Genomic DNA, 12916 nt, shown 5'->3' with positions numbered 1-12916 from the left:
ATCCATACTACTTACTCTTTTCTATCAAAAGCCGACCAGGAGAATCTCCTGATCGGCTTTTTAGACATTTACAGACTTCATGCAGACGATTTACGACTTCTTTTGTGCGTCCGTTCCGCTACTTTTGTCGCAAGTATTTACTCACAGTTAACTTTTTAATAATCTAAGGTATGCAAAAAAGAAGAAGAACAAATTCATGCCTGTTCGGATGGATAGTAGCAGCGATGCTGTTGCTGCCACCGGTAGCAGCGATGGCGCAATCGCTCTCCGTGACAGGCAAAGTGACGGACAGAAACACGCAAGAGCCCGTCATAGGCGCAAGTGTATTGGTGGAAGGAACAACCAACGGCACCATTACCGGTTTGGACGGCGAATTTACGTTGGCAGACGTTCCTTCGCAAGGAACCATCGTGGTGTCGTACATCGGTTATACCACACAACGAATAGCGGTGAACGGAAAAACAAGCTTCACCATCGCCTTGAGCGAAGATACTGAAATGCTGGACGAAGTCGTCGTAGTGGGTTACGGTGTACAGAAGAAAGTAAATCTTACAGGTTCTGTTTCGGCCGTGAAAGGCGATGCGTTGGAACGCCGCCCGGTAGCCGACGCCACACAGAGCTTGCAAGGATTGGTGCCCGGCCTGTTAGTGAACAATTCAGGAGCCGGTCGTCCGGGATCTTCGGGCACATTGACCCTGCGCGGGCAAGGAAACCTCGACAACACCGCTCATCCTTACGTATTAGTGGATGGGGTGGAGATGAACCTTTCCGACGTGAACCCGAACGACATTGAAAACATCTCGGTGCTGAAAGACGCTGCGGCATCCGCCATCTACGGAGCGCGGGCGGCTTACGGCGTCATTTTAGTGACCACCAAACGAGGCGAGGACGGAAAGGCACGCATCAACTATCAGGGAACTGTGGGATGGAGTGCGCCTACGGTACTCCCGGACATGGTAGACTCTTACTCCTTTGCCAAGTACTGGAACGACGGCTGTACCAATGCCGGTTCGCCACGCCTCTATAGCGAGGAGAAGATGAACCTGTTGCAACAGTACATCCAAAATCCTGCCAGTGTGAACCCTTGGGCCGAGCTGCCTGCCAACTCCAATATGAACCCTGCCTTCGAAAACTCCGAATCGGGTGTGGGCAATGTGGATTACTTCGACCTGCACTACAAAGACTGGGCTTTCAAGCAAAATCACAACATCAGTCTGAGCGGTGGCGGAAAGAAAGCACAATACTACGTTTCGGGCGGCTACTACTCGGAAGACGGTATCCTGCGCTATGCCAAGATGGACTTCAAGCGCTACAACTTTGCCGCCAATGTCAACTCACAACTGACCGACTGGCTGAAACTAAAGGTGAACACAAAGTTCATGCACTCCGATACGGACACCCCGTTCGGCGATGGCGGCATCAGCGAGGGCTTCTATCACTCGCTGGCACGCTTCCGCCCCACGGTATCGGTCATCGACCCCAACGGTCATTTCACGGAATTGAGTATGATTCCTTATCTGCAAAGCGGCACGTACACCACTACCGCCCGAGACCGCCTCAGCCTAACTACCGGCTTGGAAGTACAGCCACTGAAGAACTGGTTCGTCTTCTTCGACTATACGTATAAACTGATGAACATGGAGTACGAAGCCCTCAACGTAAGTCCGCTCATCTATGCCGCCGATGGTGTAAGTACGTCAAAAGGCGAGCGCAGCGAGCTGGGCGTGTCGCCGGACGGCAAGTTCACCCGCAGTTACGCACGCACGCGCTATCAGACCGTCAACCTCTACACCAACTACCTCTTCACATTGGCGGACAGACATAACTTCACGCTCATGGGCGGGTATCAGGAAGAGGACAACAGCTACAGCTACATGAAGAACGCCATCACCGGACTTTACTCCACAGCCACCCCAAACGTGGGCATGGGCACGGGCGATAAAGTAGTGGTGGATACCCGCAACGGGTGGGCCACCCGAGGATTTTTCGGCCGCATCAACTACGATTACGACGGACGCTATCTGGTTGAAGTAAACGGACGCTACGACGGTTCGTCCCGTTTTGCTTCCGACCACCGCTGGGGATTTTTCCCTTCCGCTTCATTAGGATGGAACATCAGCCGTGAGCGCTTCATGGAACCGTTGAGCAAGACAGTGAGCAACCTGAAGTTGCGCGCCTCCTACGGCTTGCTGGGCAATCAGGCGGGAGCTGCCCTCTACACTTTCGCAGCCACGATGGAACTGAACGGCAGACTGGGAGGCTACATCTTCCAAGACGGGCGGCACATCTACACCAAAGCGCCTTTAGTGGTGAACCCCGCCACTACGTGGGAGAAGGTCGAGAGCAAGAACATCGGTCTGGACTTTGGCTTCTTCGGCAACGCACTGACCGGTTCGTTCGACCTCTTCCAACGTGACACGAAAGACATGCTGGGGCCGGTGGAAGATTTTCCCGACTTCTTCGGAGCAGAAGCGCCCAAGACCAACAACGCCCGCATGCGCAACCGGGGATGGGAGCTGACCCTGAACTATCGCGGCAAAATAGGCAAAGACATAGACTACAGCATCGGAGGTATGCTGTCCGACGCCACCGCCGTGGTGACGGACTACGTCAACCCGGACGGAAACAAACCCGCCAGCACATGGTACAAAGGTCGCAAAGTGGGCGAAATCTGGGGCTATCGTGCCGACGGACTGATACAGACACAAGAAGAAGCGGATGAGTACAATAAGAAGTACAACCTGAAATTCATCAGCGGCAAACCGTGGACGCCGGGCGATGTGAAATACAGAGACCTGAACGGCGACAACGTCATCGACAACGGCAAGAACAGCCTGAAAGGAGGCATGGGCGACATGACCGTCATCGGTAACACCACCCCACGCTACCAGTACACGCTGAACGGCTCCATCAGTTACAAAGGACTGACGCTGAGTGCGATGTTCCAAGGTGTCGGGAAGCGCGACTACCACGCCGGCGGTGCGGTTTACTTCTGGGGTAGCGGCCCGTACGCACAAGTCACCGTCTTCAAAGAGCACTTGGACTATTGGCGGGAGGACAACAAGAATGCTTATTACCCCAAACCCTACATACACTCGGGTGGAGGCGTCGGCCCTTTCCAGGCAAAGACCAAGACCGTGAGCGACCGCTACATACAAAGCGCCGCATACTGCCGCCTGAAGAACCTTACGGTGAGCTACGACCTTCCCCGGGCATGGACACAGCGCATCGGCATGCAGAAGGTGCAGGTGTTTTTCTCAGGAGAGAACCTGCTGACGTTTACCCCCCTGATGGACATGTTCGACCCCGAAGCCGTCTTTACGAGCAATAATTATACCGGCGAGGGAGGAAAGAACTACCCGATGAACAAGGTAGTGTCCTTCGGCTTAGTTGTTAACTTATAATTCCATACGACCATGAAGAAAAAAAATATATTGCCGGGCTTGGCACTGATCATCGGCCTGTCCGGCTGCTACGACCTGAACAAGATGCCTGAAGGCGTACTCTCTACAGCCACTCCTTTCTCGAGTACGGGCGAGATAAGAAATTACTTGGATCAATTCTACGAAAGCGGCCTGCGCGCACAGGGCTTCTCGGCCGGAGGCGGAGGCGGCATTGCCGGTGACGACACGCACAGCGACAACATGGCTTCCAGCGCCGTCAACTCACGCCTCGCCGGAGAGCTCTCTTTGAACAACGCCTCGAAGTTGGGGGCATATACCCAAATCCGCAACCTGAACTTCCTGCTCAATAACTTGGACAACACTTCCGAGAAGGGAACGGCAACCTACAACCAATGTGTGGGCGAAGCTTACTACTTCCGCGCATGGTACTACTACCGTCTGTTTGTCAACTACGGGCAGTTGACTTGGCTCGGCAAACCGCTCGACCCCAACCGTGAGGAGATGTTGCTGCCCCGCGACAACCGCACCGTGATAGCCGACCACATACTGGAAGACTTGGACAAAGCCGTCTCGCTGCTGAACGAGCGAAACAACAGCGCCTCCATGCGTGTACATAAGGATGTGGCACGTGCCCTGAAGAGCGAAGTGGCACTGTTCGAAGGCACGTGGGAGAAATACCACAAAGCAAAGAACGACAAGTTCTACGACCCCACCGTGACCGACGAGAAGATACGCAACTACTTCACGCAGGCCGCTGCCGCCGCCAAGGAAGTGATGAGTCGCAACGTATGGCGCATATACACCACCGGCAATCCGCTGGATGACTACCGCCGGATGTTCCAGACCACAGACCTTTCTTCCAACTCCGAAGTGCTTTGGTTCAAGATGTATGACGGTGACAAGATAGGCAACAACGTGAACCGCTATCTGAACCAAGGCGGAGGCGGAATGGGCGTCACCGCATCCTTGGTGGACGATTACCTGACGCGCGACGGGAAGCCTTTCATCGGCAGTGCGCGCATCGAGGCCAAGAGAGTGTTCGGCAACGAGCTGCAACCCACCCTGCGCGACCCGCGTCTGATACAGACTGTATGCGCCCCGGGGCAGCAGTTGCGCCCGGACGACAAAGCTCCTTACTACGTGGTTCCGCCACTCATCGGTTCTTCGTCCTACAACCAGAACATGACGGGCTACTCTTTGTTGAAGCACGTGCAGATAGACTATACCGGCAGCCTCGACGCTGAATTCAAGGGTGCCACCCCCGGCATTCAGTTCCGCTATGCCGACATTCTGCTGAACTACGCCGAAGCCCTTGCCGAACTGGACGGGGCAGGCAATGCACAGCAAATCGTCGACGCGCTGCAACCGCTGCGCAACCGTGTGGGCATGCCTGCCGTCGACTTCGACCGCGAATACAACCAAGAGGCGGACTATCCTTTCCGCAAGCTCGACAAATACGTCCAAGCCGTACGCCGCGAGCGCCGCATCGAGAAAGCCTGCGAAGGCTCTCGGCTGGAAGACATTCTGCGTTGGGCAGCCGCCGACGAGTTGATTGTGGGTAAGTGGCCCAAAGGCGCCCTCTACACGGGCAGCAATTTGGAGAACCATCCGCAATACAAGGGCAAGTTGGTGCACGACCAACCCTCGAAGAACAACCTTTTCCTGACAGGAAAGCCCGGCGACGCCCTGCGCTACATCATCCCTACCAATCCGGCCGGATATGCAGGCGGATGGAAATTCAATACCGGCCGCGACTATCTGCTGCCCATTCATAAGGATATGTTCGAGATGACGGGCAACCAATGGAAACAGAATCCGGGATGGTAAGCCATTGGAGCATGAAACAATGAAGAACAATTGATAAAGATTGAAATATGAAGAACTACACATCCCCCCTCATCTACTCCCTGGCAGGGACGGCGGCATTGTCGTCCCTCGCCGCATGCGGCACGCCCAAGAAGACGGCCGAGGTGAAGAAACCGATGAACATCGTCTATATCATGTGCGATGACCATTCGTTTCAAACCATCAGCGCATACGACCGCCGCTACATCGAGACCCCTAACATCGACCGCATCGCACACGACGGCGTACGCTTCACCAACAGCTTCGTGGCCAATTCGCTCAGCGGGCCGAGCCGCGCCTGCATGCTGACAGGCAAGCACAGCCACGCCAACGGGTTCACCGACAATACGACTACCTTCGACGGCAGTCAGCAGACGTTCCCCAAGCTGCTGCGCGAGCACGGCTACCAAACGGCCATGATAGGCAAGTGGCACCTCGTGTCCGAACCTACGGGCTTCGACCATTGGGACATACTGATCGGACAAGGCGATTATTACAATCCCACATTCATCAGCAACGGAAAGAAGTTGCGGCGCGAAGGCTATGCCACCAACATCGTGACCGACCTCGCCCTGAACTGGATGGACAGCATCCGAAACCCGGAGAAGCCTTTCTGCCTCTTCATCCACCACAAGGCACCCCACCGCACATGGATGCCCGACACTTGCGACCTTGACCTCTACAACGATGTGGTCTATCCCGTGCCCGACAACTTCTACGACAAGTACGAAGGGCGCATCCCCGCATCGAAGCAGGAGATGAGCATCATCGAAGACATGGACTTGGTGTACGACCTGAAGATGGCCGACAAGGAGAACGAAATCCATACCAACACGGGGTTGGAACAAGCCGGACGCCGGATGTACAACGCCATGAACCCCGCCCAGAAGGCAGCGTGGGACAAGCACTACGACCCTATCATCCGCCGGTTCAAGGAAGCCAAACTGACGGGTAAAGCATTGGCGGAGTGGAAATACCAGCAATACATGCACGACTACCTGCGCGTCATCCATTCGGTGGACCGCAACGTGGGCCGCGTGCTCGACTATCTGAAAGAGCACAACCTGCTGGATAACACCATGATAGTCTACACCTCCGACCAAGGCTTCTACATGGGTGAGCATGGTTGGTTCGACAAGCGGTTCATGTACGAGGAGTCCTTCCGCACGCCGCTGCTCGTCCGCTTGCCGGGCGGGAAGCAGGGCGACGTGGAGCAGATGGTGCAGAACATCGACTACGGCCCCACCATCCTGGACTTGGCGGGCGTGCCCGTCCCCAAAGACATGCACGGCGTGTCGTTCCTGCCCTTGCTACGCGGCGAGCAGCCGGCAGACTGGCGCAAGGCACTCTACTACCACTACTACGAGTACCCGGCCGAACATGCCGTGCGCCGTCATTACGGTGTGCGTACCGACCGCTACAAGCTGATACACTTCTACAACGACATCGATTGCTGGGAGCTGTACGACCTGCGCGAAGACCCCTCGGAGATGCACAACATCTACGGCCGGCCGGGCACGGAAGCCATCACCGCCAATCTGAAGGAGGAGTTGCGGCGTCTGCAAGCGCAGTACGACGACCCCATACGCGAGGTATATAAAGAATAGCAGAAACAACTCAACTTAACACACCGAACGCTCCCCCAAGCGTTCACAACAGTGCCTGCATAAAGACACTGTTCTCCGATAGTCCCCTTGTTTCGGTCTGCTCTCCCATCCCGGGCGTGCAGATCGGAGCAAGGGGATACTTTCTTTCCTGCCCTCGCTCATTATCCGTATTTTGGCCTGCGATTCATTAACCTCATAAATCGCAGGCCAAAATGCCACATTCCAATCGTATCTGTTCACAATCAAAAGGCCCTTCCGAACCGTCCTGCTCCGTATCAAGTCCGTATCAACTCCGTATCTTCTCCGCATAAGGGTACCTTTATGCGGAGAAGATACGGAGTTGATACGGACTTGATACGGATTTGGTGCGGAGCAGATACGGAGTTTATGCGGAGTCAATGCGGAGAAGATATGAGGTTGGAACAAAGACAAATCAAAACAGCTTCTAAGTCCCAAGCAGCTTCAAGATATTCCGAATGAAAATGAAGCAGGCTTTAAATAGTAGGAAGAGCATTTGCGTATCTCCCTAAAAATAACGAATATTGCAGTCTGAAAAAACAGATATATAAAAAGCAATATACAATGAAAAAAGCTCTCATCTCCGGCATTACGGGTCAGGATGGTTCGTTTCTGGCCGAATTTCTACTTCAAAAAGGTTATGAAGTACATGGCATCCTGCGCCGCTCTTCTTCTTTCAACACCGGACGCATCGAGCACCTCTACTTCGATGAATGGGTGCGCGACATGAAACAACACCGCACCATCAATCTTCACTACGGCGACATGACGGACAGCAGTTCGCTCATCCGCATCATACAGCAAGTGCAACCCGACGAAATCTACAACCTTGCCGCACAGAGCCACGTCAAGGTATCTTTCGACGTGCCCGAATATACCGCCGAAACCGATGCCGTAGGCACGCTGCGCATGCTCGAGGCCGTACGTATTCTCGGTATGGAGAAGAAAACACGCATCTATCAGGCCTCCACTTCGGAACTCTTCGGTAAGGTGCAGGAAGTGCCTCAGAAAGAAACAACCCCCTTCTATCCGCGCAGCCCCTACGGGGTGGCCAAGCAATATGGCTTCTGGATAACCAAGAACTACCGCGAGAGTTATGGCATGTTTGCCGTGAACGGTATCCTCTTCAACCATGAGAGCGAACGCCGGGGCGAAACGTTCGTGACAAGAAAAATCACACTGGCCGCCGCACGCATCGCCCAAGGCTATCAAGACAAGCTCTATTTGGGCAATCTCGATGCCCGGCGCGATTGGGGCTATGCCCGCGACTACGTGGAATGTATGTGGCTCATCCTGCAACACGACGTTCCCGAAGATTTTGTCATCGCTACCGGCGAGATGCACACGGTGCGCGAATTTGCCACGCTGGCTTTCCGCGAAGCCGGCATCGGGCTGCGCTGGGAAGGCGAAGGCGTAAAGGAAAGAGGCATTGACACCCGAACGGGCAAAGTGCTCGTGGAGGTAGACCCAAAATACTTCCGTCCCGCCGAAGTGGAACAACTTCTGGGAGACCCTACCAAAGCCAAGACGTTGCTCGGCTGGAACCCGCGACAGACAGGTTTTGAGGAATTGGTACGCATCATGGTGGCTCACGACATGAAGTTCGTGAAGAAACTGCACCTGAGAGCAAAGGAAGAAGAATAGTGCATAGAAGCAAGACAATATGATAAATAAAAATGCCAAAATATACGTGGCGGGCCATTGCGGATTAGTGGGCTCTGCCATTTGGAATAACCTCCTGCAAAAAGGTTATACCAACCTCGTGGGAAAAACACACGCCGAACTCGATCTGCTCGATGGGGTAGCCGTCCGCCGCTTCTTCGACGAGGAACAGCCTGAATACGTCTTCCTTGCCGCCGCTTTCGTGGGCGGAATCATGGCCAACAGCATCTACCGCGCCGACTTCATCTACAAGAATCTGCAAATACAGCAAAACGTCATAGGCGAGAGCTTCAGGCATCATGTGAAGAAACTCCTTTTTCTGGGCAGCACCTGCATCTACCCCCGCGACGCCCGGCAACCGATGAGAGAAGACGAACTCCTCACCTCGCCTCTGGAATATACCAACGAGCCATACGCCATAGCCAAAATTGCCGGACTGAAGATGTGCGAAAGCTTCAACCTGCAATATGGAACCAACTACATTGCCGTGATGCCCACCAATCTGTACGGCCCCAACGACAACTTCGATTTGGAACGCAGCCACGTGCTTCCCGCCATGATTCGCAAGATACATCTGGCACACTGCCTGAAACGCGAAGATTGGGATGCCGTATGCCGCGACATGAATCTCCGCCCGGTGGAGGGCATTAACGGAAACAGTAGTAAGGAAGAGATATTGAACATTCTTTCCAAATACGGAATCGACCGGGAAGAAGTAAAACTCTGGGGAACGGGAACACCTCTCCGGGAATTTCTCTGGAGTGAGGAGATGGCAGACGCAAGTGTCTTCGTCATGGAGCATGTGGACTTCAAAGATACTTGCCAAGCGGGTGAAAAGGAAATACGCAACTGCCACATCAACATCGGTACGGGCAAGGAAATCAGCATCCGTCAATTGGCCGAGCTGATTGTAGCTACCGTAGGTTATCAAGGCCGGCTTGCCTTCGACAGCAGCAAACCCGACGGCACACTGCGCAAGCTGACAGACCCGTCAAAACTGCATGCACTGGGTTGGCACCACAAAATAGAAATCGAGGAAGGGGTGCAACGGATGTACGACTGGTATTTGCAGTGCATGTCGTGACACATTTTCTCCTCGGTGACTATATACTGCCTTACAGTAAAGCCCCTTATAAACAATTATAATGTGAAGTGCACCCCAAAAGTTTTATGTCCAACTTTTGGGGTGCACTTCAGTCTGACAGGGGCATTTTTATATTGGAATCAATGGGCAGGATTATTTTGGCACAAGGGAATAGAATCGCTTGGTTTTAGGGGGCATCTTACACTGGATTTTCCAGTAGCCAAGCCAAGAAAAATTGTAGCCACGAAAGAGGCTAATTGTAGCCAAAATGCGGAAAACAATCTTCTGTAACCGTGCTGCAAAGTTCTATATAATTATTTGAAAAACAGCAATATACAAGTACTCTAAACGAACGCTCTACGGACTCTTGGCTACAATTTTCAATCGGCTCAAAAAAATGTAGCCAGATTGTAGCCATAGGAGAGTATTTTGGGCGTTCATACGACCTCTGTACCTACTCTGAAAAGACGGAAGGATATAAAACAAAAGTATCGTAACTTATTGAAGCTACGATACTTACTGATTTTTTTGGAGTTTTTCTTACTCTTGTTTCAGAGTACTTCCAGCGGAGAGACAGGGATTCGAACCCCGGGTGCCTTGCAGCACAACGGTTTTCAAGACCGCCGCAATCGACCACTCTGCCACCTCTCCTAACTCAAAAATAAAGTGCTTTTTCTCGTAAAGCGGTGCAAAGATACAAAACTTTTTTTAATCTGCAAATAGGCATTCTATTTTTTCATGAATAAATTGTATTTTTGTGCCATGATATATCCGCAGAACTTTGAACAGAAAATAGGTTTCGATCAAATACGCCAAATACTGAAAGAAAAATGTCTCAGTACACTTGGTGAAGAACAAGTGGAAGATATGGTGTTCTCTTACCACTTTGCTATCGTAGAAGAGCGACTGGATCAGGTCGTTGAGTTTGTACATATACTTAGAGAAGAAGAAAATTTTCCTGCACAATATTTTTTTGATGTACGCTTTTCGTTGAAACGCATACGGATAGAAGGAATGTTTTTGGATGAACAGGAACTTTTTGACTTGCGTCGCTCTTTGGAGACTATATGCGACATTGTGCATTTTTTGCAAAAGAGTGAAGATAAGAAAGAAGATGCTTCCCCCTACCCTTGTTTGCGACGATTGGCCGGAGATGTTATGGTATTTCCACTGTTTATTAACAGAATAAACGCTATTCTTTCGCCATACGGCAAAATCAAAGATAATGCTTCTACCGGGCTGGCACGTATTCGTCACGAATTGGCAAGTACTATTGGAAATATATCACGATCATTGAATAGTATTTTGCGTAGTGCCCAAGCCGAAGGGGTTGTGGATAAAGATGTCACCCCTACTATGCGTGACGGACGCCTGGTCATTCCTGTTGCGCCGGCGTTGAAACGAAAGATACGTGGTATTGTGCACGATGAATCGGCCAGTGGGAAAACAGTATTTATTGAACCCGCCGAGGTGGTAGAAGCTAATAACCGTATTCGGGAGCTTGAGGCAGAAGAACGTAAGGAGATTATCCGTATCCTGCTTGATTTCTCCAATCAATTGCGCCCTGTCATTCCGGAAGTATTATTGTCTTACGACTTTTTAGCAGAAATAGACTTTATACGGGCCAAAGCTTTATTTGCCGAACAAATATCTGCATTGAAACCAGTCTTAAAGAATAAGAGATTGTTGGATTGGAGGATGGCTGTACATCCACTTCTTCAGCTTTCTTTAGCCAAACATGGCAAAAAAGTAGTACCCCTTGACATCGAACTGAATGAAAAGCAACGTATTTTGGTCATCTCAGGTCCCAATGCCGGTGGTAAGTCGGTTTGTCTGAAGACTGTAGGATTGTTACAGTATATGTTGCAATGTGGCTTGCTTGTCCCGATGCACGAACGCAGTGAGGCGGGAATATTCAGTGATATCTTTATTGATATAGGTGATGAACAATCCATTGAAGACGACTTAAGTACATATTCATCTCATCTTACAAATATGAAAATCATGATAAAGCATTGTAACGAACGCAGTCTTATCTTAATTGATGAATTTGGTGGCGGAACGGAACCACAAATTGGTGGTGCCATTGCCGAAGCTGTATTGAAACGCTTCAATCAGCGGCAAACATTTGGAATTATCACTACACACTACCAGAATTTGAAGCACTTTGCCGAAGATCACGAAGGTGTGGTGAATGGTGCCATGCTTTACGACCGCCATTTGATGCAAGCCTTATTTCAATTACAGATAGGTAATCCCGGCAGTTCATTTGCCGTAGAAATAGCTCGAAAAACAGGCTTGCCCGAGGAAGTGATAGCCGATGCTTCGGAGATTGTGGGTAGCGAATATATCAATGCCGATAAATATTTGCAGGATATCGTTCGCGATAAACGCTATTGGGAAGATAAACGGCAAACAATTCGTCAACGTGAAAAGCAGATGGAAGAAACCATCAGTCGTTATCAGGCCGAAATTGAAGAGTTACAAAAATCCCGTAAGGAAATTCTACGTAAAGCTAAAGAAGAAGTGGAGCAGCTGATGCAGGAAGCGAATGCACGCATCGAAAACACCATACGGTCCATCAAAGAGGCGCAGGCAGAAAAGAGTAAAACACGCCAGATCCGACAGGAACTGAATGATTTTCGTGAATCGATACAGGCACTTGCCAATAAAGAGCAAGAGGAAATAATAGCGCGGAAGATGGAGAAGTTGAAAGAAAAACAGATCCGGAAAAAGGAGAAAAAAACAGATAAGGAGCTAACGACCTCTCTATCCACCCAAACCATAGCTGAACAACAAGCAAAGAAAGATGCCGAACCACAGTCTTCCATTGTGCCCGGTTGCAATGTTAAAATTAAAGGACAAACCGTAGTGGGTCAGGTAATGAAGGTAAATGAAAAGAATGCTGTTGTTGCATTTGGAGACCTCAAAACCATTGTTAAATTAGACAGACTGGAGCGTAGTAATGCGCAACTCAAACAGGCAGACCTGGCAACCAAGACAACTTACATCAGTGGGCAAACGCAAGACAGTATGTATGAAAAGAAGTTGAACTTTAAACAAGATATTGATGTTCGAGGCATGCGTGGCGATGAAGCTATGCAAGCTGTCATTTATTTTATCGATGATGCTATTCTTGTCGGAATGTCACGCGTACGCATTCTTCATGGAACGGGCACAGGCATTTTGCGTACGCTTATTCGTCAATATTTGGAAACAGTTCCCGGAGTATCCCGATTTGCCGATGAACATATACAGTTTGGCGGAGCAGGCATAACCGTTGTTGACCTCTAAAA

Annotated in this window: 6 protein-coding genes and 1 tRNA gene; 6 read left to right on the top strand and 1 reads right to left on the bottom strand. The window is 51.0% G+C overall.

What is annotated here, in order from left to right:
* The first annotated feature begins 170 nt into the window (after positions 1–170).
* From C4H11_RS01150 to C4H11_RS01130, 5 genes are all read left to right on the top strand, one after another.
* A complete protein-coding gene (locus tag C4H11_RS01150; protein WP_106040131.1) occupies positions 171–3404 on the top strand; it encodes a SusC/RagA family TonB-linked outer membrane protein in 3234 nt (1077 codons plus the stop codon).
* A 12-nt stretch (positions 3405–3416) separates the two neighbouring features.
* Positions 3417–5231, top strand: a complete 1815-nt coding sequence (locus C4H11_RS01145) for a RagB/SusD family nutrient uptake outer membrane protein (RefSeq protein WP_106040130.1) — start codon at positions 3417–3419, stop codon at positions 5229–5231.
* Positions 5232–5278: 47 nt separating this feature from the next.
* On the top strand, positions 5279–6856 hold the full coding sequence (locus C4H11_RS01140) for a sulfatase family protein (RefSeq protein ID WP_106040129.1): 1578 nt from the start codon (positions 5279–5281) through the stop codon (positions 6854–6856).
* A gap of 582 nt (positions 6857–7438) precedes the next feature.
* Positions 7439–8518, top strand: coding sequence for a GDP-mannose 4,6-dehydratase (gmd, locus tag C4H11_RS01135; protein WP_106040128.1), 1080 nt, complete (start codon positions 7439–7441; stop codon positions 8516–8518).
* A 22-nt stretch (positions 8519–8540) separates the two neighbouring features.
* Positions 8541–9620 carry a GDP-L-fucose synthase family protein gene (locus C4H11_RS01130; protein WP_106042988.1) on the top strand — a complete coding sequence of 360 codons (1080 nt, stop codon included), beginning with the start codon at positions 8541–8543 and terminating at the stop codon, positions 9618–9620.
* A 566-nt stretch (positions 9621–10186) separates the two neighbouring features.
* Here C4H11_RS01130 and C4H11_RS01125 read toward each other — a convergent pair.
* Positions 10187–10271: transfer RNA gene (locus C4H11_RS01125), tRNA-Ser, on the bottom strand.
* A gap of 111 nt (positions 10272–10382) precedes the next feature.
* On the opposite strand from C4H11_RS01125, the gene C4H11_RS01120 reads away from it, so the two are divergent.
* On the top strand, positions 10383–12914 hold the full coding sequence (locus C4H11_RS01120) for an endonuclease MutS2 (protein ID WP_106040127.1): 2532 nt from the start codon (positions 10383–10385) through the stop codon (positions 12912–12914).
* The last annotated feature ends 2 nt before the right edge of the window (positions 12915–12916 follow it).

Source organism: Bacteroides zoogleoformans (genome assembly GCF_002998435.1).
GTDB lineage: Bacteria > Bacteroidota > Bacteroidia > Bacteroidales > Bacteroidaceae > Bacteroides > Bacteroides zoogleoformans.
This window is presented reverse-complemented; position numbering and strand designations above follow the sequence as displayed.

Coding starts and splice junctions, on each gene's coding strand:
- C4H11_RS01150 (WP_106040131.1), top strand. CDS start 171: ATGCAAAAAAGAAGAAGAACAAATTCATGCCTGTTCGGATGGATAGTA.
- C4H11_RS01145 (WP_106040130.1), top strand. CDS start 3,417: ATGAAGAAAAAAAATATATTGCCGGGCTTGGCACTGATCATCGGCCTG.
- C4H11_RS01140 (WP_106040129.1), top strand. CDS start 5,279: ATGAAGAACTACACATCCCCCCTCATCTACTCCCTGGCAGGGACGGCG.
- gmd (WP_106040128.1), top strand. CDS start 7,439: ATGAAAAAAGCTCTCATCTCCGGCATTACGGGTCAGGATGGTTCGTTT.
- C4H11_RS01120 (WP_106040127.1), top strand. CDS start 10,383: ATGATATATCCGCAGAACTTTGAACAGAAAATAGGTTTCGATCAAATA.